At 65.8% G+C, this 22,292-nt stretch carries 23 protein-coding genes and 1 tRNA gene; 18 read left to right on the plus strand and 6 right to left on the minus strand.

The window, feature by feature from the left end:
* Positions 1–2: 2 nt before the first annotated feature.
* From WDB66_RS02710 to ykgO, 4 genes are all read right to left on the minus strand, one after another.
* Positions 3–890, minus strand: coding sequence for a carbon-nitrogen hydrolase (locus WDB66_RS02710; protein WP_339396937.1), 888 nt, complete (start codon positions 888–890; stop codon positions 3–5).
* Positions 883–1,920 carry an agmatine deiminase family protein gene (locus tag WDB66_RS02715; RefSeq protein ID WP_339396939.1) on the minus strand — a complete coding sequence of 346 codons (1,038 nt, stop codon included), beginning with the start codon at positions 1,918–1,920 and terminating at the stop codon, positions 883–885. Before WDB66_RS02715 ends, WDB66_RS02710 begins: the two co-directional genes overlap by 8 nt.
* Before the next feature lie 111 nt (positions 1,921–2,031).
* Positions 2,032–2,376, minus strand: coding sequence for a hypothetical protein (locus tag WDB66_RS02720; protein WP_339396941.1), 345 nt, complete (start codon positions 2,374–2,376; stop codon positions 2,032–2,034).
* 167 nt (positions 2,377–2,543) lie between these two features.
* Complete coding sequence (ykgO, locus tag WDB66_RS02725; RefSeq protein WP_029213509.1) at positions 2,544–2,669, minus strand: type B 50S ribosomal protein L36; 126 nt, start codon at positions 2,667–2,669, stop codon at positions 2,544–2,546.
* Between the two features lie 103 nt (positions 2,670–2,772).
* Here ykgO and WDB66_RS02730 point away from each other — a divergent pair, with 103 nt between their 5' ends.
* Positions 2,773–3,225 carry a CopD family protein gene (locus WDB66_RS02730; protein ID WP_339396945.1) on the plus strand — a complete coding sequence of 151 codons (453 nt, stop codon included), beginning with the start codon at positions 2,773–2,775 and terminating at the stop codon, positions 3,223–3,225.
* A gap of 84 nt (positions 3,226–3,309) precedes the next feature.
* On the opposite strand, the gene WDB66_RS02735 is transcribed toward WDB66_RS02730, so the two are convergent.
* Positions 3,310–4,230 (minus strand): peptidylprolyl isomerase, encoded by a 921-nt coding sequence (locus WDB66_RS02735; RefSeq protein WP_339396947.1) that lies wholly within the window; start codon positions 4,228–4,230, stop codon positions 3,310–3,312.
* A 50-nt stretch (positions 4,231–4,280) separates the two neighbouring features.
* Positions 4,281–5,264, minus strand: coding sequence for a serine/threonine protein kinase (locus WDB66_RS02740; RefSeq protein WP_339396949.1), 984 nt, complete (start codon positions 5,262–5,264; stop codon positions 4,281–4,283).
* 152 nt (positions 5,265–5,416) lie between these two features.
* Between WDB66_RS02740 and WDB66_RS02745 the strand changes: the two genes are divergently transcribed.
* The 17 genes from WDB66_RS02745 to WDB66_RS02825 all read left to right on the plus strand — a co-directional run bounded on the left by WDB66_RS02745 (position 5,417) and on the right by WDB66_RS02825 (position 22,171).
* A tRNA-Met gene (locus WDB66_RS02745) sits at positions 5,417–5,493 on the plus strand.
* 186 nt (positions 5,494–5,679) lie between these two features.
* The gene (gene rimP, locus WDB66_RS02750; protein ID WP_339396951.1) at positions 5,680–6,198 is read left to right on the plus strand and encodes a ribosome maturation factor RimP; all 519 of its coding nucleotides are present in this window, start codon (positions 5,680–5,682) and stop codon (positions 6,196–6,198) included.
* A gap of 63 nt (positions 6,199–6,261) precedes the next feature.
* Positions 6,262–7,749, plus strand: coding sequence for a transcription termination factor NusA (gene nusA / locus WDB66_RS02755; protein ID WP_339396953.1), 1,488 nt, complete (start codon positions 6,262–6,264; stop codon positions 7,747–7,749).
* A gap of 79 nt (positions 7,750–7,828) precedes the next feature.
* Positions 7,829–10,507, plus strand: a complete 2,679-nt coding sequence (gene infB / locus WDB66_RS02760) for a translation initiation factor IF-2 (RefSeq protein WP_339396955.1) — start codon at positions 7,829–7,831, stop codon at positions 10,505–10,507.
* 103 nt (positions 10,508–10,610) lie between these two features.
* On the plus strand, positions 10,611–10,952 hold the full coding sequence (rbfA, locus tag WDB66_RS02765; protein ID WP_339396957.1) for a 30S ribosome-binding factor RbfA: 342 nt from the start codon (positions 10,611–10,613) through the stop codon (positions 10,950–10,952).
* Between the two features lie 28 nt (positions 10,953–10,980).
* Positions 10,981–11,964: a tRNA pseudouridine(55) synthase TruB gene (gene truB / locus WDB66_RS02770; protein WP_339396959.1), complete on the plus strand. Its 984-nt coding sequence runs from the start codon at positions 10,981–10,983 to the stop codon at positions 11,962–11,964.
* 127 nt (positions 11,965–12,091) lie between these two features.
* Positions 12,092–12,352: a 30S ribosomal protein S15 gene (gene rpsO / locus WDB66_RS02775; RefSeq protein WP_339396961.1), complete on the plus strand. Its 261-nt coding sequence runs from the start codon at positions 12,092–12,094 to the stop codon at positions 12,350–12,352.
* 20 nt (positions 12,353–12,372) lie between these two features.
* Positions 12,373–14,475 (plus strand): polyribonucleotide nucleotidyltransferase, encoded by a 2,103-nt coding sequence (gene pnp, locus WDB66_RS02780; protein ID WP_339396963.1) that lies wholly within the window; start codon positions 12,373–12,375, stop codon positions 14,473–14,475.
* A 257-nt stretch (positions 14,476–14,732) separates the two neighbouring features.
* A complete protein-coding gene (pyrG, locus tag WDB66_RS02785) occupies positions 14,733–16,418 on the plus strand; it encodes a CTP synthase (RefSeq protein WP_339396965.1) in 1,686 nt (561 codons plus the stop codon).
* Positions 16,415–17,245 carry a 3-deoxy-8-phosphooctulonate synthase gene (kdsA, locus tag WDB66_RS02790; protein ID WP_339396967.1) on the plus strand — a complete coding sequence of 277 codons (831 nt, stop codon included), beginning with the start codon at positions 16,415–16,417 and terminating at the stop codon, positions 17,243–17,245. The genes pyrG and kdsA overlap by 4 nt, the downstream gene beginning before the upstream one ends.
* Before the next feature lie 45 nt (positions 17,246–17,290).
* A complete protein-coding gene (locus WDB66_RS02795) occupies positions 17,291–17,605 on the plus strand; it encodes a hypothetical protein (protein ID WP_339396969.1) in 315 nt (104 codons plus the stop codon).
* The gene (gene eno, locus WDB66_RS02800; protein ID WP_339396971.1) at positions 17,602–18,891 is read left to right on the plus strand and encodes a phosphopyruvate hydratase; all 1,290 of its coding nucleotides are present in this window, start codon (positions 17,602–17,604) and stop codon (positions 18,889–18,891) included. The genes WDB66_RS02795 and eno overlap by 4 nt, the downstream gene beginning before the upstream one ends.
* 10 nt (positions 18,892–18,901) lie before the next feature.
* Positions 18,902–19,204: a cell division protein FtsB gene (gene ftsB / locus WDB66_RS02805; protein ID WP_339396973.1), complete on the plus strand. Its 303-nt coding sequence runs from the start codon at positions 18,902–18,904 to the stop codon at positions 19,202–19,204.
* Entirely contained in the window at positions 19,204–19,899 is a 696-nt protein-coding gene (gene ispD, locus WDB66_RS02810) for a 2-C-methyl-D-erythritol 4-phosphate cytidylyltransferase (RefSeq protein WP_339397231.1), read from the plus strand. The genes ftsB and ispD overlap by 1 nt, the downstream gene beginning before the upstream one ends.
* Positions 19,896–20,393, plus strand: coding sequence for a 2-C-methyl-D-erythritol 2,4-cyclodiphosphate synthase (gene ispF, locus WDB66_RS02815; RefSeq protein ID WP_339396975.1), 498 nt, complete (start codon positions 19,896–19,898; stop codon positions 20,391–20,393). Before ispD ends, ispF begins: the two co-directional genes overlap by 4 nt.
* A 93-nt stretch (positions 20,394–20,486) precedes the next feature.
* Positions 20,487–21,494: a methionine ABC transporter ATP-binding protein gene (locus WDB66_RS02820; protein WP_339396977.1), complete on the plus strand. Its 1,008-nt coding sequence runs from the start codon at positions 20,487–20,489 to the stop codon at positions 21,492–21,494.
* Positions 21,491–22,171, plus strand: a complete 681-nt coding sequence (locus WDB66_RS02825) for a methionine ABC transporter permease (protein WP_339396979.1) — start codon at positions 21,491–21,493, stop codon at positions 22,169–22,171. The genes WDB66_RS02820 and WDB66_RS02825 overlap by 4 nt, the downstream gene beginning before the upstream one ends.
* Positions 22,172–22,292 lie beyond the last annotated feature (121 nt).

The following is a 22,292-nucleotide window of genomic DNA, read 5'->3' on the forward strand; positions in this document are numbered from 1 at the left end:
TCTCAATCGCGGTAGCGGCGCAGCAGGTCGCCGTAGGCATCGATGCGGCGGTCACGCAGGAACGGCCACCAGCGGCGCACGTTTTCACTGCGGGCAAGATCCACATCGCAGACCAGCAGTTCGGCGCCGGTGCCGGCCTGCGCGAGGAATTCACCTTGCGGCCCAAGCACATGGCTGTGACCCCAGAAGTCGATGCCCGCCGCGCCGAGGGGCGAGGGTTCGTGCCCGATGCGGTTGCAGCTGAGCACCGGCAGGCCATTGGCTACGGCGTGGCCGCGATGGCTGAGGATCCAGGCATCACGCTGGCGGTCTTTTTCGGCCTGGTCGTCGTTCGGGTCCCAGCCGATGGCGGTCGGGTACAGCAGCAGTTCCGCGCCGGCCAGCGCCATCAGGCGCGCGGCTTCCGGATACCACTGGTCCCAGCACACCAGCAGGCCGAGGCGGCCGACGCTGGTGTCGATGGGTTCAAAACCCAGATCGCCGGGGGTGAAATAGAACTTTTCGTAGAAGCCCGGATCGTCCGGGATATGCATCTTGCGGTACTTGCCGGCCAGCGTACCGTCGCTTTCCAGCACCACGGCGGTGTTGTGGTAAAGGCCGGCGGCGCGGCGCTCGAACAGCGAGGCCACGATCACCACGCCATGCTTTTTCGCCAGCGCACCAAGACGCTCGGTGCTGGGGCCGGGGATCGGTTCGGCCAAGTCGAATTCATCGACCGATTCGTGCTGACAGAAATACGGTCCGTTGTGCAGTTCCTGCAACAGCACCAGTTTGGCGCCGGCCTGCGCCGCCTGTGCGACACGGGATTCGACCAGGGTCAGGTTGGCGTTGGCGTCGCCCTGGTTGCTTTCCTGCACCAGGGCCACGCGCAGTGTGCGGGAATCAGACATCGGCAAGGGCTCCTTCCGGGATTTGCATGGTCAGACAATGGAGGCTGCCGTTCTGCCAGATCAACGGCCGGCACGGCACCTGGATGATCTGGCGATCGGAAAAGGCGTTCGCAAGTACCGCTGCGGCGCGCTCGTCGGCCGGATCACCGTAGGCCGGCATCAGTACCGCGCCATTGATGATCAGGAAGTTGGCATACGAAGCGGCGAGGCGACGGCCTTCGTCCAGCACCGGTTGCGGCCACGGCAGCGGGAACAGCCGGTAGGGCTGGCCTTCATCCGTGCGCAGCGCGGCGATTTCGTCGGCCATCGCGCCCAGTTCGGCGTAGTGCGAATCGGCCGGATCGTCGCAGCTCTGGAACACGATGGCGTCATCCGGTGCCAGTCGCGCCAGGGTGTCGATATGGGCGTCGGTGTCGTCGCCTTCCAGATAACCGTGTTCCAGCCACAGCACGCGTTGCTGGCGCAGCGAATCGCGCAGCACGGTGGTGACGTGCTCACGCGCATCCTCGCCGTGGCGTTCGGCCAGGCAGCGCCAGGTGCTGAGCAGGGTGCCGCGGCCGTCGGTTTCGATCGCGCCGCCTTCCAGCGCGAAGTCGACGCGCTGCACCGCGTCGGCGCGCAGCACGCCGCGTTCGGCCAGACCGGCGATCAGCGCATCGTCACGGCCAGCTTCGAACTTGCCGCCCCAGCCGGTGAAGCGGAAATCCAGGAAGCGCGGCGCACCGGAGTCATCGAGCAGCGTGATCGGGCCGGAATCGCGCAGCCAGGTGTCGTCGTAGTCGATCCGGATGAAGCGGATCGCAGTGATGTCGGCGTCGGCCTGGGTCAGCAATTCGCGCGCGCGCTGTTCGACCTGTTCCCCGGCCACGCACAGCAATACCGGCTGGAAGCGGGTGATCGCGCCGACCAGCGCCAAGTACGTGGTTTCGACCTGCGCCAGACGCTGCGCCCAGTCGGTGCCAGCGTGCGGCCAGGCCAGCAGGATCGCGGCCTGCGGTTCCCATTCGGCAGGAAAACGCCAATGCGGCATAAAATGCTCCAGATGAAAACGAAACAGCCACGGATGCACAGGCATCCGTGGCCGGAAAGGGTCCGCGCTGGGCGGGTCCGGCAAGCGCTCGGCGCCAGCCGGACATGATACTTATTCGACCGGCTTGGGTCCGATCTCGCGCGGCGAGGCCTGGCGCGCGACCACGTCGATCACGTGCGAACGCTCGAAGTAGACGGTGTAGTCCGGGTAGACCCAGCGGTGGATCACCGGCCACTGCGGCTGCTGGCCGCCGCGCGGCTCCAGCTTCTGCGTCGGTGCACCGAAGCGGGCTTCGACCTGCGCCATCGTGGTGCCGCGTACCGGCGCGTTGTCCAGGGACTTGCTGGCTTTGGCCCGGTCCACCAGCAAGGTGTCGGCACGTTGTGCCTGTGCCGGTAGCGCCAGACAGGTTGCAAGCAGGGCAAGGGCGGGGAGAAGAGGCAGCGCGAGTTTCATGGGAGAACTCCGGTTCGCAGGTCGGGATGATGCGTCGCTGTCACATTATGTCGCAATTCGCGCCGGGTGAAAGCCGCCACTGTTCTTCCGTTCTGGCGCAGCAATGAAAAAGGCCGCAATCTGCGGCCCTTTCAGAGCGACCCGCCTTGCGGCGGACGCGTGCGATCTCAGCGCTGACGCGCCTTGAAGCGCGGATTGCTCTTGCAGATCACAAAGACCTTGCCGCGGCGACGGACGACCTTGCAGTCGCGGTGCCGGGACTTGGCCGACTTCAGCGAAGACAGCACTTTCATGACGAAACCCTCGGAGACAAGCAACAAAGACCGCCAATTGTAGCGGCATCTGGCGCCGCCGGCAATGGGATACACTGCCTCCCTTTGCCCGGAGGCCGACGCCATGACCCTGTACCTGTGGATCAAGACCTTTCATCTGGTGTTCGTGATCGCGTTCATGGCGGCGGTGTTCTACCTGCCACGCATCCTGGTCAACCTCGGCGAGGCCGGCAACCAGGCGCCGGTGCGCGAGCGTCTGGTGCTGATGGGGCGGCGGCTGTACCGCTTCGGGCATGTGATGTTCGGCTTGTCCCTCATCCTTGGGCTGGTGCTGTGGTTCGGCTACCGGGTGCTGCCGGATTTCCCGACGATGGTGGCGATGGGCACGGGCTGGATGCACGCCAAGCTGGCGCTGGTGGTGGCGGTCTTCGTCTACTACATCGTCTGCGGCCGGCGCCTGAAGTCCATTGGTGCCGGTGGCGCATTGCCGCGCCCGGGCGCGATGCGGATCATCAACGAACTGCCGGTGCTGGCGCTGGTGGCCATCGTCTGGCTGGTGCTGGCCAAGCCGTTCTGAGCCGGCAGCATCACGGCATGGGCCGGGGCGTGCACGTCGGCGTGCCCCGGTCCGCCCTGTCTGGCAGCCTGTTGGTTTGACCGGCTATTTCGCACTATCGGCCCGCAACCTGACCGGCAGCGGCACATTGCACAGTTCGATCCGCCCGACCGGATCCACGAACCATTCCTCATGCCGCTCGCGCCGTGCCTGCACCAGGCGCTGGAAGGCGGGCGTGTCGGTGCGGAAGACTTCGATCGGCAGGCGCTCGGCGGCCGGGATTTCCGAGGCCAGGGTGATGGCAGTGATCGGCACGTGGTGCGCCGCATCGGCGTGGAAGCCCATCGGCGCCGGGCCGCGCGGCAATGCGGAAAGCAGTTCCATGCCGGAAAGTACGCGCCCGACCGGCGTGATGTTGCGGTCCAGATGGCGCGGGGCGTGGCCGATCACCACATACAGTTCCGCGCCGCTGCTGCTGTCGGCGGCATTGTCGCGGCCGGCGCCGACGATGCCGTAGCAATGCGCAAGCCAGGTCGCGCCGCGCTGCGGATCGTGTCCGACCGGAAAGCCTTCGACGAAGCCGACCCGTTCGGCGTAGGCATCGCGGCTGTCGATCAGCGCAAGACCGGGCAGAGTGCCGGTGTGTTCGAATTCGGCCGGAAGGCGGGCTTTGGCGGTGCCCAGCGGCTTGCGTGTGGTGGCATCGCCGGCGCCCGGATCGGCCCATTGCACAACGTAGTTGTCCTGCACCCGCACGATGGCCAGCCCGTTCCAGTAGCCCTCGCGCGCCAGGGTGCGGATATTGGCCGTGTGTTCGGGCGCGAAGCGCGGCGCCAGTTCGATCACCACGCGCCCGCCGGGCAGGTCCATATACAAGGTGTCTTCCGCCTTCGGCTGGCGCCAGTCGAAGGTGGTGGATTCGGCCAGCACCTGGGCCAGCACCGGTGCGGCGGGCGGGGTGTCGTCGGCACGGGCGGCGCTGGCGGTGACGAGCAGCAGCGCGGGCAGGATTATGGAAAGGCGCATCGGTGGGGCTCTCCTTGTTGCTGTCTTTGATGGGGTGCGTGGGCGGCGACTCATTCGAACATCGGCTCACGCATCGCGGCCAGTTGTTCCTGCATCTGCACCAGCACATCCTCCCAGTGGCGCGCTTCGGCAAACCACGGGAATGCGCGCGGGAAGGCCGGATCGCTCCAGCGCCGTGCGATCCAGGCGTGGTAATGCAGCAGGCGCAGGCTGCGCAAAGCTTCGATCAGGTGGCGCTCGTGCCAGGGCGCGTCGCGGAACTCGTCGTAGCCTTCCAGCAGCCGTTCCAGTTGCCATCGCTGCTCGGCGGCGCCGCCGGACAGGAACATCCAGAGATCCTGGATCGCCGGGCCGCCCATGCAGTCGTCCAAATCGACGAAATGCGCCACCCCGTCGCGCCACAGGATGTTGCCCGGGTGGCAGTCGCCGTGCAGGCGCAGGGGTGTGATCGGGCCGTGGCGTCCTAACACCGCGTCGATTTCGGCCAGCAGTGCGCGGCCCACGCACAGGAAATTGTCGCGCACGCTGTCCTGCAGCCAGCCTGAAGCGGCCAGGAAACGCAGCGGCTCGTGGCCGAAACGTTCGCTGTCCAGTTGCGGGCGATGGTGGAAGCGCTGGCGCGCGCCGACCACATGCAGGCGCGCCAGAGTGCGGCCCAGTTGCCGCAGGGTGTCATCGCTGGACAGCTCCGGTGCGCGGCCGCCCTGGCAGGGGAACAGCGCGAAGCCGAAGCCCTGCCAATGGAACAGGCTTTGTCCGTCATGCAGCAATGGCGCCACCACGGAAAGATCCGCGCCGGCCAGTTCCTGCGTGAAATGGTGTTCCTCTTGAATGGCTGCATCGCTCCAGCGGCCCGGGCGATAGAACTTGGCCACCAGCGGTGCCGCATCCTCGATGCCGACCCGGTAAACCCGGTTTTCGTAACTGTTCAGCGGCAGGATGTGGCCATCGCAGTCATGGCCGAGCGACTGCACCGCATCGATGACCGTGTCCGGACCCAGCTGTGCATAAGGGATTTCAGGGCTTTCGGACATGCATGCGCGCTCGTCGGGGTGGTCAAGCAAAGCTGAAACGGTATCCGCTTACAAGCACGACGGTATCCGGCCCATGTCTAAGCCGGCAGACTCTCCATCTTCGCATGGCTTGCAATCGCGGTGATGTCAGCCTAGAATGCCTGTCTCGCTGCTGCGGGGTGGAGCAGTCTGGCAGCTCGTCGGGCTCATAACCCGAAGGTCGCAGGTTCAAATCCTGCCCCCGCTACCAGTTCGGTAATGTGATGAGCCTCTGCGGAGGCTCTTCACATTTTCTGGACCCAGGAAAGCCCGTTCACGGGTTTTCACAGAAGTCCGCGGCAACGCGGCTTCCATGAATCCGGACTGGAATCAAAATGGGGCCTTGTGCCCCTTTTTTTTGTTCGGCACCCAGGTGCCGGGTCTTTGAGTGCATTGCATGTCGCAGATCGAAAACCAGATCGAAGCCCTGCTGGCCCCGGTCGTGAATGCGCTGGAGCTGGAACTGCTGGGTATCGAATTCAATGCCGGCAGCGGCAATGCCGTGCTGCGCCTGTATATCGATGTGGACGGCCGCGCGGTGACGCTGGAAGACTGTGAGGCGGTCAGCCGCGAGGTCAGCGCGCTGCTGGATGTGAACGACCCGATCGACAGCCATTACACGCTGGAAGTCTCCTCACCCGGTCTTGACCGGCCGCTGTTCAAGCCGGAGCATTTCGCCCGTTTCATCGGCGAGCAGGCCAAGGTCACGCTGGAGTTTCCGCAGGACGGGCGGCGCCGTTTCCAAGGGCGTATCCTTGCCGTGGCCGATGCCCGCGTGACGCTGGAACAGGACGGTCAGCCGGTTGAGCTGGCCTGCGAGGCGATCCAGAAAGCACGACTGGTACCGGTCTTCGAAAAGCCGGCCAAGCCCGGGCGCGCTGCGGCCGCTGCCGGTTCAAACAAACGCGGTGCCTGATCGGCCGCCCCGAATTTTCCGTCAACTCTACGGGGCCGCAGTCGGCCCGCCGGAGCGATGCAGATGAGCAAGGAATTGTTGAACGTCATTGAGGCCGTGGCGCACGAGAAAGGCGTTGCGCGCCAGGTCATCGTCGAGGCGATGGAGGCCGCGCTCGCGTCCGCCGCCAAGAAGCGCTATCCGGACGAAGAAGTGACGATGCGGGTCAAGATCGATCCGCGCAGTGGCGAATACGAAACCTTCCGTCGCTGGGAAATCGTGGCCGACGATGTGGTGATGGAATCGCCCTCGCGCCAGATCCGCCTGATGGATGCGCTCGATGTGCGCGCCGATGCGCAGGTCGAGGAATTCATCGAAGAACAGGTCGAAAACGCCGAGTTCGGCCGCATCGCCGCACAGGCCGCCAAGCAGGTGATCGTGCAGCGCGTGCGCGAGGCCGAGCGCGCCCAGGTGGTGGAAGCCTATGCCGACCGCGTCGGTGAGCTGCTGACCGGCGTGGTCAAGCGGGTCGAGCGCGGCAGCGTGTTCATCGACCTGGGCGACAACGCCGAGGCCTATATCAGCAAGGACAAGGCGATCCCGCGCGACACCATGCGCGCCGGTGACCGGGTTCGCGGCTATCTGGCCGAGGTGCGTTCGGAAGTGCGCGGCCCGCAGCTGTTCATGTCGCGCACCGCGCCGGAATTCATGATCGAACTGTTCAAGCTCGAAGTGCCGGAAGTGGGCCAGGGCCTGGTCGAGATCAAGGCGGCTGCACGTGATCCGGGCGACCGCGCCAAGATCGCGGTGCTGGCGCACGACAGCCGCACCGATCCGATCGGCGCCTGCATCGGCATGCGCGGATCGCGCGTGCAGGCGGTCAGCAACGAACTCAACGGTGAGCGCATCGACATCGTGCTGTGGTCCGACAACCCGGCCCAGTTCGTCATCAATGCGATGGCGCCGGCCGAAGTGCAGTCGATCATCGTCGACGAGGAAAAGCACTCGATGGACATCGCCGTGGCCGAGGACAAGCTCGCCCAGGCCATCGGGCGCGGTGGCCAGAACGTGCGTCTGGCCAGCAAGCTGACCGGCTGGCAGCTCAACGTGATGACCCAGGACCAGGTCACCGCCAAGAGCGAGGCCGAACAGGCCGTGGCGCGTCAGGTCTTCATCGACAAGCTGGAAGTGGATCAGGAAATCGCCGGGATTCTGGTGGTGGAAGGCTTCTCCACGATCGAGGAGATCGCCTACGTTCCGGCCGCCGAATTGCTGGCGATCGAGGGTTTCGACGAGGACATCGTCGAGGAACTGCGCGCCCGGGCCCGCGATGCGCTGCTGCATGAAGCGCTGGCGGTCGAGGAGGAACTGGCCGGCAACCAACCGGCCGAGGATCTGCTCGCACTGGAGGGCATCACCGAAGAGCTCGCCTATGAACTGGCACGTCGCGGCATCGTCACGCGCGATGATCTGGCCGACATGGCCGTTGATGAAATCCTCGATGTCGAAGGCCTCGACGAAGAGTCCGCCGCCGCGCTGATCATGCAGGCACGCAAGCACTGGTTCGAGTGAACGCGCGCAGATCGCGCCGCTCACCGATAATTCACGCGCCCGCAGCGCTGCTGCGCGGGCCAAAGCCATAGGAAGTCGCATGTCTGAAGTCACCGTACGATCCCTCGCCAAGTTGGTCGGCACCCCGGTCGACAGGCTGCTGGAGCAGCTGGCGGAGGCCGGCATGAGCTTCAACAGCCCCGATCAGGTGGTCACCCCCACCGAGAAGATGAAGCTGCTCGGCTTTCTGCGCCGCGCCCAGGGCAAGGCCGATCCGGCCACCGACGCGGCCGCACCGCGCCAGATCACGCTCAAGCGCCGCAAGATCGAGGAGCTGACCGTGCCCGCCGGCAAGGGCAAGGCCACGGTCAACGTCGAGGTCCGGCAGAAGCGCACCTACGTCAAGCGCGCCGAAATCGAAGCGCCGGTCGACGAGGAGCGTGAAGAGGCGCAGCGCAAGCTGGCCGAGTCCCAGGCCCGCAACGAGGCCGAGAAGGCCGCGCTGGAAGATGCCGACCAGAAGCGCAAGGACGAAGCCGCCGCCCGCGAACGCGAGGAGGCCGAGGCCGCCGAGCGCGCCCGCCAGGAAGCCGAGGAAGCCGCACGTCAGGCGGCCGAGCCGGTCGTGGTGGAAGAAGTTGTGGCCGAGCCCGTGGCTGAGGTCGAGGACGAGGTGCCGGCGGCGCCGAAGCGCGAACGCATCATCGAAACCCTGGATCCGCCCAAGCGCAAGCGCATCGTCGAAACCCTGACCCCGAAGCGCGAGCCGCGTGTCGAAACGCCGCCTCCGCCGCCTCCGCCGCGCACTGACAAGCCGGGCGCGCGGCCGGCCCGGCCGGCGCGTGGCGCTGGTGCGGCACGCGATTCGGAAGGCGGGCGTTTCTCGCGCGGCGAGCTGCATCTGTCCGATACCGGCAGCGCACGCCGTGGCGCACGCAACCGCAAGCCGACCCGGCGTGAAGCAGGACGTGGCGCCGCCAGTGGCCAGCACAGCTTCTCGCGCCCCAGCGCACCGGTGGTGCGTGAAGTGGCGATCGGCGATTCCATCGTGGTGGCTGAACTGGCCAACAAGCTCGCGCTCAAGGGCGGCGAGGTGGTCAAGGCGCTGTTCAAGATGGGCGTGATGGCCACGATCAACCAGACCATCGACCACGACACCGCAGTGCTGGTGGTCGAGGAACTGGGCCATACGGCCGTGCGCGCCAGCGACAACGATGCCGAATCGGCACTGACCGCGCTGGTCGAGGAAATCCAGGGCGAAGGCGAAGTGCGTCCGCCGGTGGTCACCATCATGGGCCACGTCGACCACGGCAAGACCTCGCTGCTGGACTACCTGCGCCGCACCAAGATCGCCACTGGCGAGGCTGGCGGCATCACCCAGCACATCGGCGCCTACCATGTAGACACCCCGAAGGGCGTGATCAGCTTCCTGGACACCCCGGGCCACGCCGCGTTCTCCGCGATGCGTGCCCGCGGTGCCAAGCTGACCGACGTGATCGTGCTGGTGGTTGCCGCCGATGACGGCGTCAAGCCGCAGACGGTGGAAGCGATCCAGCACGCGCGCTCGTCCGGCGTGCCGCTGGTGGTGGCGATCAACAAGATCGACAAGTCCGACGCCAATCCCGACAAGGTCAAGCAGGAACTGATCCAGCACGACGTGCTGGCCGAAGAATTCGGCGGCGATGTGCAGATGGTGCCGGTTTCTGCCAAGCAGGGCACCGGCATCGACGATCTGCTCGACGCCATCCTGCTGCAGGCCGAAGTGCTGGAACTGCGCGCGGTGCGCGATGCACGCGCCAGCGGTGTCGTCATCGAATCCGCGCTCGACAAGGGTCGCGGCCCGGTCGCCACGGTGCTGGTGCAACAGGGCACGCTCAAGAAGGGCGACTACCTGGTCTGCGGCATCCAGTACGGTCGCGTGCGCGCACTGTTCGACGAAACCGGCAGTCAGGTGCCCGAGGCCACACCATCGATTCCGGTGGTGGTGCTGGGCCTGTCCGGCGTGCCGGGCGCGGGCGATGATTTCGTCGTGGTCGAGGACGAGCGCCTGGCCAAGGATGTCGCGCAGCAGCGTGAAACCAAGCAGCGTGAATCGCGCCTGGTCAAACAGGCCGGCAACCGCATGGAAGACGTGCTGGCGCAGATGGGCCAGAGCGAAGGCCAGCCGCAGCAGCTGAACCTGGTGATCAAGGCTGATGTGCAGGGTTCGGTGGAAGCGCTGCGCCAATCGCTGACGGCTCTGTCCAACGACCTGATCCGGATCAATGTCATCATCGCCGGCGTGGGCGGCATCACCGAGTCCGACGCCAATTCGGCCGCCACCTCCAAGGCCACGATCATCGGCTTCAACGTGCGTGCCGACGCATCGGCGCGCAAGGTGATCGAGGCCAACAATCTGGATCTGCGCTACTTCTCGATCATCTACGACGTGATCGACCAGGTGAAGCAGGTGGCATCCGGCCTGCTGGGCATGGAAGTGCGCGAGGAGATCATCGGCATCGCCGAGGTGCGCGAGGTGTTCCGCAGCTCCAAGTTCGGCGCCGTAGCCGGTTCGATGGTCACCGAGGGTGTGGTCAAGCGCAACAAGCCGATCCGCGTGCTGCGCGACAACACCGTGATCTTCGAGGGCGAACTGGAATCGCTGCGCCGCTTCAAGGATATCGTGGACGAAGTGCGTTCCGGCACCGAGTGCGGCATCGCGGTCAAGCAGTACAACGACGTGCAGCCGGGTGACCAGATCGAGTGCTTCGAACGCATCGAGGTGGCAAGGACGCTGTGAGGCCGGGATTGGGGGTTCGGGATTGGGGATTGGAAAGAGCATTTCCGCCCCAGATCCCGCCCCGCTTTCCCGAATCCCCAATTCCAAATCCCGATCTCTCCCAATGACCAAATCCTTCCTGCGCACCGATCGTGTTTCCGCCCAGCTCCGCCGTGATGTGGGTGAGCTGGTGCACGCCGCCGTGCGCGAGCATGGGTTGCCGTCGGTCAGCGTGTCCGATGTCGAGGTCACGCGCGATCTGGCGCATGCCAAGGTCTTCGTCACCGCGCTGGATCCGGCACGGGCGGCCGAAGCGTTGGCGGCACTGAAGGAACTGGGGCGCGAACTGCGTTTCGAACTGGGCCGTCGCGTGCGCATGCGTGCCGTGCCGGAGCTGCATTTCCACTACGACGACTCGGTCGACCGGGGCGAGCGCATCGAGCAACTGCTGCGCGAGGACCGCTGAGCCGCCTGTCGCAACGTACAGGTTCCCCATGGCTCGCCGTCCCCCGCAATACCGCCGTCCGCCTGCGCGCGACATCCATGGCATCGTGCTGCTGGACAAGCCGCTGGGCCTGAGCTCCAACCAGGCGCTGCAGCAGGTGCGCACGCTGTTCGAAGCGGAGAAGGCCGGTCATACCGGCGCCCTCGATCCACTGGCCACCGGCCTGCTGCCGATCTGCCTGGGCGAGGCCACCAAGATCGCCGGCCTGCTGCTCTCGGAAGCCAAGGCCTATCACACTCGTGTGCAGCTCGGCATCGAGACAGATACCGATGATGCCGAAGGCCACGTCACCCGCGAGCGCCCGGTGCCGCCGCTCAGTGACGAAATCATCGAGCAGGTGCTGGCCCAGTTCCGTGGCCGTATCCGTCAGGTGCCTCCGCGCTATTCGGCGCTCAAGCGCGATGGCGAGCCGCTGTATCTGCGTGCCCGCCGCGGCGAGGAATTCGAAGTGCCGGCGCGCGAGGTCGAGGTGTTCTCGCTGACGCTGACAGACACCGGCCCGGACTGGCTGGAACTGGAAGTCGAATGCGGTTCGGGCACCTATGTCCGCAGCCTGGCGCGCGATATCGGCGATGCACTGGGCTGCGGCGGCCATGTGACGGTGCTGCGCCGGCTCTGGGTCGAACCGTTCCGCCAGCCGCAGATGCAAACCCTGGAGGAACTGAAATCCCTGGCCGGACAGGGGCGGGAAGCGCTGGATGCGGTGCTGTTGCCGGTTGAAGCCGGCTTGGCCGGCTATCCGACTCTGAAGCTGGATGCCGCCGATGTACGCCGTTTCGGTCAGGGTCAGGTTCTGCGCGCGCCGCAATTGCCACCCGACCAGCTCGTGGTGGTCTGCGATACGCACGCCCGCGCGCTGGGGCTGGCATCCGCCGATGCCGCCGGCAAGCTGCGCATCCAGCGTCTGTTCCGCTGGGCGGTGGTCCACGGCGATGGCGGCAGCGGTGGCGTGAAGCCAGGCAGCCAGTTATAATTCTCAGGCTTTACCATTTCATTTCGTCCCTTTCCAGGGCGTTTCCCAGCGGCGATCCACGCGGTGCACATGGCTATGGGGCCCTGTGTTCCTGCCGGTCTCGCATCAACACAAGGTGGTTTACCCCATGGCAATCGACACCCAGAAGATCATTGAAGATTTCAAGCGCGGCCCGAACGACACCGGCTCTCCGGAAGTCCAGGTCGCCTTGCTCTCGGCGCGCATCGAACAGCTCACCGAGCACTTCAAGACCCACAAGCAGGATCATCACAGCCGCCGCGGACTCCTGATGCTGGTCAACCAGCGTCGCAGCCTGCTGGCTTACCTCAAGGGCAAGGACGTGGACCGTTACAAGACGCTGATCGAGCGCCTTGGCCTCCGTCGTTAAGCGCGCAAGGATATAGAAACGTGGCGAAAGTAACCAAGACATTCCAGTACGGGAATCATCAGGTCACGCTGGAAACGGGTGAAATTGCCCGTCAGGCCGGCGGTGCGGTCATCGTCAAGATGTCCGACACCGTGGTGCTGGTTTCCGTGGTGGGCAGCAAGACGGCACGCGAAGGCGTCGACTTCTTCCCGCTCACCGTGGACTACCAGGAAAAGTTCTACGCGGGCGGCCGCATCCCCGGCGGCTTCTTCAAGCGCGAGGCGCGTCCCTCCGAGCGTGAAACCCTGAACTCGCGCCTGATCGACCGTCCGATCCGCCCGCTGTTCCCGGAAGGCTTCCGCAACGAAGTCCAGGTGGTCGCCACCGTGGTTTCGCTGAATCCGGAAGTGGAGGGCGACATCCCGGCCCTGATCGGCACCTCGGCCGCGCTGGCGCTGTCGGGCATCCCGTTCAACGGCCCGATCGGTGCCGCCAAGGTCGGTTACGCCAACGGCCAGTACCTGCTGAACCCGACCAGAACCGAACTGGAATCGTCCGATCTGGAACTGGTCGTGGCCGGTACCGCCAAGGCGGTGTTGATGGTCGAATCCGAAGCCAAGCTGCTGAGCGAAGACGTCATGCTCGGCGCGGTGACCTTCGGCCACGAGCAGATGCAGACCGTGATCAACGCGATCAACGAGTTCGCAGCCGAAGCCGGCAAGCCGCGTTGGGAATGGCAGGCACCGGCCCGTAACCAGGGCGTGATCGATGCGCTCAAGGGCGCCATCGGTGATCGCCTGACGCAGGCCTTTGCGATCCGCGACAAGCTTGCGCGCCGCGACGCGATTTCCGCGCTGAAGAAGACGGTGCTGGAAGAGCTGACCCCGCAGATCGAGGCCAACGCCTGGAATGCGGCCGAGCTTTCCGCCGAATTCGGCGAGCTGGAATACCAGACCATGCGCCAGTCGGTGCTCAGCACCAAGGTGCGCATCGACGGCCGAGCGCTGGACACCGTGCGCCCGATCGCGGTGCGCGTCAGCACGCTGCCGCGTACCCACGGCTCGGCCCTGTTCACCCGTGGCGAAACCCAGGCGCTGGTCATCACCACGCTGGGCACCGCGCGCGATGGTCAGATCATCGACGCGGTGGAAGGCGAGTCCAAGGACAACTTCCTGTTTCACTACAACTTCCCGCCATATTCGGTCGGTGAAGTCGGCCGCATGATGGGTCCCAAGCGCCGCGAAATCGGCCACGGCCGTCTGGCCAAGCGTGGCGTGCTGGCGGTGATGCCGTCGCTGGAAGAGTTCCCGTACACCATCCGCATCGTCTCGGAAATCACCGAGTCCAACGGCTCCTCCTCGATGGCCTCGGTCTGCGGCAGCTCGCTGGCGCTGATGGATGCCGGCGTGCCGATCAAGGCCCCGGTGGCCGGTATCGCGATGGGTCTGGTCAAGGAGGGCGGCGACTACGTCGTGCTGTCCGACATCCTGGGTGATGAAGATCACCTCGGCGACATGGACTTCAAGGTGGCCGGCACCTCCGAGGGCATCTCGGCGCTGCAGATGGATATCAAGATCGAAGGCATCACCAGCGAAATCATGCAGGTGGCGCTGAACCAGGCCAAGGCCGGTCGTCTGCACATCCTGGATGAAATGGCCAAGGGCCTGACCGCACCGCGCCAGGAGCTGTCCGACTACGCCCCGCGCCTGCTGACGATCAAGATCCACCCGGACAAGATCCGCGAAGTGATCGGCAAGGGCGGCGCCACGATCCAGGGCATCACCAAGGAAACCGGCACCCAGATCGACATCCAGGACGATGGCACCATCGTCATCGCCTCGGTCAACGCCGCCGCCGCGCAGGCCGCCAAGGCCCGCATCGAGCAGATCACCTCCGATGTCGAGCCCGGCCGCGTCTACGAAGGCAAGGTTGCCAAGATCATGGACTTCGGCGCCTTCGTCACCATCGCCCCCGGCAAGGACGGCCTGGTGCACGTTTCGCAGATCTCCGACGAGCGCGTGGAAAAGGTCAGCGACGTGCTCAAGGAAGGCGACGTGGTCAAGGTCAAGGTGCTGGAAGTGGACAAGCAGGGCCGCATCCGCCTGTCCATGAAGGCCGTGAACGAAGACGGCGGCGAAGGCTGAGTTCCACACTTCGCAGGCTGTTGAAGAAAAAGCGGGCTTCGGCCCGCTTTTTTGTTGCCGGAGTTTCTCAACGTGGTGTCCGCGCCATTACCGGTGCGAATACAGCAATCGGGTCACGGATTCGCCGCAGGAATCAAGCCCCGTGGCAGTTTTCGGGCGGGCCGGAATGCATGCCGCGCATGCAGGCATTCAGCCTGCACCTCGCCCCGGTCATCGCTACCCGGTAGAATTGCGCTTTCCGGCTGCATCCATACCCCATGACTCCCCTCATATTTGTTACCGGTGGCGTTGTGTCCTCGCTTGGCAAGGGCATCGCCGCCGCTTCGCTTGCGTCTGTGCTCGAGTCGCGTGGCCTGAAGGTCACGCTGATGAAGCTGGACCCGTACATCAATGTCGATCCGGGCACGATGAGCCCGTTCCAGCACGGCGAGGTCTACGTCACCGATGACGGTGCCGAAACCGATCTGGATCTGGGCCATTACGAGCGCTTTGTGCGCACCCGCATGGCGCGGCGCAACTCGGTCACCACCGGGCGCATCTACGACAACGTGATCCGGCGCGAGCGCCGGGGCGACTACCTTGGCGGCACGGTGCAGGTGATCCCGCACATCACCGACGAGATCCAGCGCAGCATCGATGTGGCCACCGAAGGCTACGACGTGGCGCTGGTGGAGATCGGCGGTACCGTGGGCGACATCGAGTCGCTGCCGTTCCTGGAGGCGATCCGCCAGATCCGCACCAAGCGTGGCGCCGGCAAGGTGCTGTTCGTGCATCTGACCCTGGTGCCGTGGATCGCGGCGGCCGGTGAGCTGAAGACCAAGCCGACCCAGCATTCGGTGAAGGAGCTGCGCTCCATCGGCATCCAGCCCGATGTGCTGCTGTGCCGCAGTGAGCAGCCGCTGCCCGAGGCCGAGCGGCGCAAGATCGCGCTGTTCACCAACGTGCCGGAAGAGGCGGTGATCAACGTCATCGATCTGGACAACATCTACAGGATTCCGCTGTGGCTGCACAGCCAGGGGCTGGACCGGATCGTGGTCGAGCGTTTCAACCTGGCCTCGGCCGGCCCGGCCGATCTGTCCGAATGGAGCGCGGTGGTGGATGCGATGGAGCATCCGCAGGACGAAGTCACCATCGCCATCGTCGGCAAGTACGTCGATCACCACGATGCCTACAAATCGCTGGCCGAGGCCCTGCGCCACGGCGGCCTGCAACAGCGCACGCGGGTCCGGCTCAAGTGGGTCGAGGCGGCGCAACTGGAAACCGAAGGGCTGGGCCTGCTGGAAGACGCCGATGGCGTGCTGGTGCCCGGTGGTTTCGGTGATCGCGGTTTCGAGGGCAAGGTGCTGGCGGCGCAATATGCGCGCGAGCAGCAGGTGCCGTATTTCGGCATCTGCTACGGCATGCAGGCGGCGGTGGTCGAATACGCGCGCAACGTGGCCGGGCTGGAAGGCGCCAACAGCACCGAGAACGATCCGCAGGCCCCGCATCCGGTGATCGGCCTGATCACCGAATGGCGTACCTCCAGCGGCGTGCTGGAGCAGCGCGACGAAGCTTCGGATCTGGGCGGCACGATGCGCCTGGGCGCGCAGCAGTGCCGGCTCAAGCCCGGCTCGCGGGTACGCGAAATCTATGGCAGCGATGTCATCGTCGAACGCCATCGCCACCGCTACGAATTCAACAACCACTACCGCACCGCGCTGAAGGAAGCCGGGCTGTCGTTCTCGGGCAAGTCGATGGACGATCTGCTGGTGGAAGTGGTCGAGATTCCCGCCCACCCCTGGTTCATCGCGGCGCAGTTCCATCCGGAATTCCTGTCCACGCCGCGCGATGGGCATCCGTTGTTTGTGGATTTCATCCGTGCCGCGCGCCGCCACAAGGCCGGGCAGGGCGATGTTGAAACGGCCGGCGCTGGCGCCGTCGCCGCTGTGGAGCAGACACCATGAAGCTGTGTGGATTCGATGTCGGCCTTGAGCGGCCGTTCTTCCTGATCGCCGGGCCCTGCGTGATCGAGTCGTTGCAGCTGCAACTGGATACCGCCGGCACGCTGAAGGAAATCACCAGCCGGCTCGGCATTCCCTTCATCTTCAAATCCAGTTTCGACAAGGCCAACCGCACCTCCGGCGCCAGCTTCCGCGGCCCCGGCATGGAAGCTGGCCTGAAGATCCTGGACGAGGTCAAGCGCCAGATCGGCGTGCCGGTGCTGACCGATGTGCACGAATACACCCCGATGGATGAAGTGGCCGCCGTCGTGGATGTGTTGCAGACGCCGGCCTTCCTGTGCCGCCAGACCGACTTCATCCAGAAGGTCGCCGCCGCCGGACGTCCGGTCAACATCAAGAAGGGCCAGTTCCTGAGCCCGTGGGAAATGAAGCACGTCTCGGCCAAGGCCCAGGCCACCGGCAACGAGGCGATCATGGTGTGCGAACGCGGCACCAGCTTCGGCTACAACAACCTGGTCTCGGACATGCGCTCGCTGGCGGTGATGCGTGATACCGGCTGCCCGGTGGTGTTCGATGCCACCCATTCGGTGCAATTGCCCGGCGGCGCCGATGGCAAGTCCGGCGGCCAGCGCGAGTTCGTGCCGGTGCTGGCACGCGCCGCGATCGCGGTGGGCGTGGCCGGTGTCTTCATGGAAACCCATCCGGACCCGGACAAGGCCCTGTCCGATGGCCCCAACGCCTGGCCGCTGGGCCGCATGGAAGACCTGCTGGCCACGATGCAGGAACTGGATGCGGTGGTGAAGCGCGGTGGTTTGCTGGAGCTGGCCTGAGGCACGGCGAAGGCCGGCTGGACTTTCCGATTCGAGGACAATGACATGGAGCCTCCCACAGGCCGCGACACCCACCTGGCCCTGCTGGAACTGAAAACCTCGGCGCTGGAACGGCGCTTCCAGGCCTTCGTCCGCGATGTGCTGGTGTTTGTGGCATTGTCCCTGCTTGTTTTCCCGCTGCTGCTGCAATGGCTGGTGCCGACGCTGACCACGGTGCCGGTGCTGGCGCTCTCGGTGGCGCTGGCGGCGTTGCTGGTCGGCATCCCGGCCTGGCGGCGCGAACGCCGTGAAGCACGCGCTCTCGCGCAGCGGCGGCAACAGATCTACCTTTCCATTCGACCCGACGTATTCAATCCATGACCACGATCAAGACCATCCACGCCCGCGAAATCCTCGACTCCCGCGGCAATCCCACGCTCGAAGCCGAAGTGACACTGGCCGATGGCAGCTTCGGCCGCGCCGCGGTGCCGTCCGGTGCCTCCACCGGCATGCGCGAGGCGGTGGAACTGCGCGACGGCGACAAGACCCGCTATCTGGGCAAGGGCGTGCGCAAGGCGGTGGCCAACGTCAATGAAACCATCGCAGCGGCACTGACCGGTTTCGATGCAGCCGATCAGGCCGGCCTGGATGCGCGCCTGATCGATCTGGACGGCACCGACAACAAGAGCGAGCTCGGCGCCAATGCGCTGCTCGGCGTTTCGCTGGCCAATGCGCATGCGGTCGCCGCCTCGCGCCGCATGCCGCTGTGGCAGCACCTGGCGCAGGGCCGCGAAGTCACGCTGCCGGTGCCGATGATGAACATCATCAACGGCGGTGCGCATGCCGACAACAACGTTGACATGCAGGAATTCATGATCCTGCCGGTCGGTTTTGATTCGTTCTCCGAAGCGCTGCGCGCCGGCACCGAAATCTTCCACGCGCTCAAATCAGTGCTGAAGGGTCGCGGCCTGTCCACTGCAGTGGGCGATGAAGGCGGTTTCGCGCCGGATCTGGAATCCAATGTCGAGGCGATCGACACCATTCTGGAAGCCATCAACAAGGCCGGCTGCCGGGCCGGTGACGATGTGCTGCTCGGGCTGGATGTGGCCAGCTCGGAGTTCTACGACAGCGGCAAGTATCTGCTGACCGGCGAAGGCAAGCGCCTGTCGGCCGAGCAGTTCGTCGACTTCCTGGCCGACTGGGCGCGCCAGTACCCGATCATCACGATCGAGGACGGCATGGCTGAGGACGACTGGGACGGTTGGGAACTGCTGACCCGGCGCCTGGGTGAACGCGTCCAGCTGGTGGGCGACGACCTGTTCGTCACCAACCCGAAGATCTTCCGCGAAGGCATCGACAAGCGCATCGGCAACGCGATCCTGATCAAGGTCAACCAGATCGGCACGCTGAGCGAAACCCTGGAAGCCATCGCGATGGCCGATGCGCACCGCTACGCCGCCGTGGTCTCTCACCGTTCCGGCGAAACCGAGGACACCACCATCGCCGATATCGCGGTGGCCACCAGCGCCAGTCAGATCAAGACAGGTTCGCTCTGCCGTTCGGACCGCGTCGCCAAGTACAACCAGCTGTTGCGCATCGAGGAAGCCCTCGGCGCCGGTGCCCGCTACGCTGGCCTCAATGCCTTCGTCAGCCTGGCGAACGGTTGAACGATGACGCATGGCGCGCCTGACTGCCCTCGTGCTGCTGGCCCTGATCGTGCTGCTCCAGATCAAATACTGGGTCGGCAGCGGCGGGGTGCGCGAGGTTGAAGATCTGCGCGCCCGCGTTGAGGCGCAGGCGCGCGAGAACGAGGAACTGGAACGGCGCAATGCCGCGCTCGCGGCCGAGGTCGAAGAACTGCGCGAAGGCCAGGCCGCGATGGAAGAGCGCGCGCGCGCCGAACTGGGCCTGATCAAGCCGGGCGAAACCTTCTACCGCGTGGTCGAGCCGGTGCCGCCCGAACCGGAACCTCGGCGATGATGCAGCAGCGCTTCTGGGTGGTGGTGCCGGCTGCCGGGCGCGGCACCCGCATCGGCGCGCCGTTGCCCAAGCAGTATCTGGCGCTGGCCGGCAAACCGCTGATCGAACACACGCTGCGGCGTCTGGCCGCGCATCCGCGCGTGGCCGGCCTGATGGTGGTGCTCTCGCCCGGTGACCGCGACTGGCCCGGCTGGAAGGAACTGGAAGGCACGCCGCTGCTGACCACCGCTGGCGGTGCCGAACGCGCCGATTCGGTGCTGGCTGGCCTGGAAGCCTTGCCGCAGGATGTGGCCGCAACCGATTTCGTGCTGGTGCATGACGCCGCGCGCCCGTGCCTGCGCCATGCGGATCTGGACGCGCTGCTGGATGCCGCCGGCCATGGTGAAGGCGCACTGCTGGCGCAACCGCTGAGCGACACCCTCAAGCGCGCCGATCACAACGGCCATGTCGAAGCCACGGTGCCGCGCGAAGGACTGTGGCGTGCACTGACCCCGCAGATGTTCCGCCGTGGCGTACTGTCCACCGCGTTGCGCGATGCCGCCGCGGCCGGCGTACAGGTCACCGACGAGGCCATGGCAATGGAAAGGTCCGGCGTCCCCGTCCGCCTGGTGGCTGGCGCCGCCGACAATATCAAGGTCACCACACCGCAGGACGTGGCGCTGGCCGAATTCCTGCTGAGGAACCCGCAATCATGAATCTGCCCCGCATCGGCATCGGCTACGACGTGCACGCCTTCGGCCCTGGCGACCATGTCGTCATCGGCGGCGTGCGCATCGCGCACAGCCATGGTCTTCTGGCCCATTCCGATGGCGATGTGCTGATCCACGCGCTGTGCGATGCGCTGCTGGGCGCGCTGGCGCTGGGCGACATCGGCCGGCATTTTCCGCCTTCGGACGCGCGCTGGGCCGGCGTGGACAGCCGCGAACTGCTGCGCGCGGTGGTGGCGATGCTGCACGAACGCGGCTGGCGGGTCGGCAATATCGACGCGGTGGTGATCTGCGAGCGGCCGAAACTGGCGCCGCATATCGATGCGATGCGTGAACATCTGGCCGCCGATCTGGGTGTCGAGCCCGATGCGGTCGGAGTCAAGGCCACCACGTCGGAAAAGCTTGGTTTCACCGGTCGCGGCGAAGGCATCGCGGCGCAGGCGGTGGCCGTGCTCGGGCCGGCTGCCGGGCGCAGCTCATGACGCGTTCGCATAAGCAGCTGGCTTCCGGGAACAAGGCACAAACGTCGTGCGCTGTTACGCTGCACGGCTTTTCCGGGCGCAGGTGAAGCCGGCGTGATCCAGTTCCGGGCGGTACACAAATCCTATTCCGGGCCGCAGGGCGAATTCGTCGCGCTGCAGCCGCTGGATCTGGACATCGGTGCCGGCGAGGTGTTCGGCGTGATCGGGCATTCCGGTGCCGGCAAATCGACCCTGGTTCGGCTGATCAACCGGCTTGAGCCGCACAGCGGCGGCCGCCTGCTGGTCGATGGCGAAGAGGTCGGCGCGTTGGACGCGGCCGGCCTGCGCGCGCTGCGTCGGCGCGTCGGCATGATCTTCCAGCACTTCAACCTGCTCTCGGCCAGAACGGTGGCGCAGAACATCGCCTTTCCGTTGCAGCTGGCCGGTCGCACGCCGCAGCAGGCCGATGCGCGGGTGCGCGAACTGCTGGCGCTGGTCGGGCTGGAAAGCCAGGCCGACAAATACCCGGCGCAGCTGTCCGGCGGACAGAAACAGCGCGTGGGCATCGCGCGGGCGCTGGCGACAGGGCCGAAGATCCTGCTCTGCGATGAGGCCACCAGCGCGCTTGATCCGCAGACCACGGCCGCGGTGCTGGATCTGCTGGCGCGCCTGAACCGCGAACTGGGCCTGACCATCGTGCTGATCACGCACGAGATGGATGTGGTGCGCCGGGTCTGCGACAAGGTCGCGGTGCTGGATGCCGGCCGGCTGGTCGAAAGCGGCGCGGTCACCGATGTTTTCCTGCACCCGCAGCATCCCACCACGCGCCGTTTCGTCGCCGAGGCCGAGCACGTTGATGAAGAAGCCCAGACGCGAGCCTTCGCCCAGGTGCAGGGCCGCATCCTGCGCCTGACCTTCCTCGGGGAAGACACGCACAAGCCACTGCTGGCGCAGGTCGCACGCGCCACCGGCATCGATTACAGCCTGCTGTCCGGCCGCATCGACCGCATCCGTGAAACCCCGTATGGGCAGCTGACCGTGGCGCTGCTGGGCGGGGATATCGACGCGGCGCAGGCGCAATTGACGGCAGCCGGGGTCCATGTGCAGGTATTGCGGGCATGAACGGCGACGGTTTCTTCCAGCATCTTTCCGTTGCCAAATGGGGCGAGATCGGCTGGGCCACGGTCGATACGCTGCTGATGCTCGGCGCCTCGCTGCCGCTGACGATCCTGTTCGGCCTGCCGCTGGGGGTGCTGCTGTTCCTCAGTGCGCCGCGCCAGCTGCATGCGCAGCCGGTGCTGCACGGCGTGCTGGCGGCGGTGGTGAACCTGCTGCGTTCAGTGCCTTTCATCATCCTGATGATCGCGATGATTCCGCTGACGCTGTGGATCGTCGGCACCTCGCTCGGGGTGCGTGGCGCGATCCTGCCGCTGGTGGTCGGCGCAGCACCGTTCTACGCACGGCTGGTGGAAGCCGCGCTGCGCGAAGTGGATCGCGGCGTGATCGAGGCCAGCCTGGCGATGGGCGCGACCACCTGGCAGCTGGTGTGGCGCGTGTTGCTGCCCGAAGCCCTGCCGGCGCTGGTGGCCGGCGCGACGGTGACCGCGATTGCACTGATCGGCTTCACCGCGATGGGCGGCGCCATCGGTTCCGGCGGCCTCGGCGATCTGGCTTACCGCGACGGCTACCTGCGCTCGCATACCGATGTCGCGCTGGTCACCGTGGTGCTGCTGCTGATACTGGTGCAGGCGCTGCAGTTCGTTGGCGACCGCCTCGTGGCGCGCTTCAGCCGGCGTTGATTTGCTTCAACGCCCGCGAGTCGAAAATCGCCCGAGATCATGAATTCAATAGCATTCCCCTCTCCCTCGCTTGCGGGGGAGAGGGTCAGGGTGAGGGGGCGAGCGCCACAGGCGCGGGTGC

The organism is Denitratimonas organivorans, from assembly GCF_037478135.1.
Taxonomy (GTDB): domain Bacteria; phylum Pseudomonadota; class Gammaproteobacteria; order Xanthomonadales; family Xanthomonadaceae; genus Denitratimonas.

Excerpts from the sequence above, each read along its gene's own strand:
- pyrG (WP_339396965.1), top strand. The coding sequence starts at position 14,733 with ATGACTCCCCTCATATTTGTTACCGGTGGCGTTGTGTCCTCGCTTGGC.
- WDB66_RS02795 (WP_339396969.1), top strand. The coding sequence starts at position 17,291 with ATGGAGCCTCCCACAGGCCGCGACACCCACCTGGCCCTGCTGGAACTG.
- ftsB (WP_339396973.1), top strand. The coding sequence starts at position 18,902 with ATGGCGCGCCTGACTGCCCTCGTGCTGCTGGCCCTGATCGTGCTGCTC.
- rimP (WP_339396951.1), top strand. The coding sequence starts at position 5,680 with ATGTCGCAGATCGAAAACCAGATCGAAGCCCTGCTGGCCCCGGTCGTG.
- rpsO (WP_339396961.1), top strand. The coding sequence starts at position 12,092 with ATGGCAATCGACACCCAGAAGATCATTGAAGATTTCAAGCGCGGCCCG.
- truB (WP_339396959.1), top strand. The coding sequence starts at position 10,981 with ATGGCTCGCCGTCCCCCGCAATACCGCCGTCCGCCTGCGCGCGACATC.
- ykgO (WP_029213509.1), bottom strand. The coding sequence starts at position 2,669 with ATGAAAGTGCTGTCTTCGCTGAAGTCGGCCAAGTCCCGGCACCGCGAC.
- nusA (WP_339396953.1), top strand. The coding sequence starts at position 6,262 with ATGAGCAAGGAATTGTTGAACGTCATTGAGGCCGTGGCGCACGAGAAA.
- WDB66_RS02710 (WP_339396937.1), bottom strand. The coding sequence starts at position 890 with ATGTCTGATTCCCGCACACTGCGCGTGGCCCTGGTGCAGGAAAGCAAC.
- WDB66_RS02730 (WP_339396945.1), top strand. The coding sequence starts at position 2,773 with ATGACCCTGTACCTGTGGATCAAGACCTTTCATCTGGTGTTCGTGATC.
- WDB66_RS02735 (WP_339396947.1), bottom strand. The coding sequence starts at position 4,230 with ATGCGCCTTTCCATAATCCTGCCCGCGCTGCTGCTCGTCACCGCCAGC.
- WDB66_RS02740 (WP_339396949.1), bottom strand. The coding sequence starts at position 5,264 with ATGTCCGAAAGCCCTGAAATCCCTTATGCACAGCTGGGTCCGGACACG.
- ispD (WP_339397231.1), top strand. The coding sequence starts at position 19,204 with ATGCAGCAGCGCTTCTGGGTGGTGGTGCCGGCTGCCGGGCGCGGCACC.
- rbfA (WP_339396957.1), top strand. The coding sequence starts at position 10,611 with ATGACCAAATCCTTCCTGCGCACCGATCGTGTTTCCGCCCAGCTCCGC.
- WDB66_RS02825 (WP_339396979.1), top strand. The coding sequence starts at position 21,491 with ATGAACGGCGACGGTTTCTTCCAGCATCTTTCCGTTGCCAAATGGGGC.
- eno (WP_339396971.1), top strand. The coding sequence starts at position 17,602 with ATGACCACGATCAAGACCATCCACGCCCGCGAAATCCTCGACTCCCGC.
- infB (WP_339396955.1), top strand. The coding sequence starts at position 7,829 with ATGTCTGAAGTCACCGTACGATCCCTCGCCAAGTTGGTCGGCACCCCG.
- WDB66_RS02720 (WP_339396941.1), bottom strand. The coding sequence starts at position 2,376 with ATGAAACTCGCGCTGCCTCTTCTCCCCGCCCTTGCCCTGCTTGCAACC.
- kdsA (WP_339396967.1), top strand. The coding sequence starts at position 16,415 with ATGAAGCTGTGTGGATTCGATGTCGGCCTTGAGCGGCCGTTCTTCCTG.
- WDB66_RS02715 (WP_339396939.1), bottom strand. The coding sequence starts at position 1,920 with ATGCCGCATTGGCGTTTTCCTGCCGAATGGGAACCGCAGGCCGCGATC.
- ispF (WP_339396975.1), top strand. The coding sequence starts at position 19,896 with ATGAATCTGCCCCGCATCGGCATCGGCTACGACGTGCACGCCTTCGGC.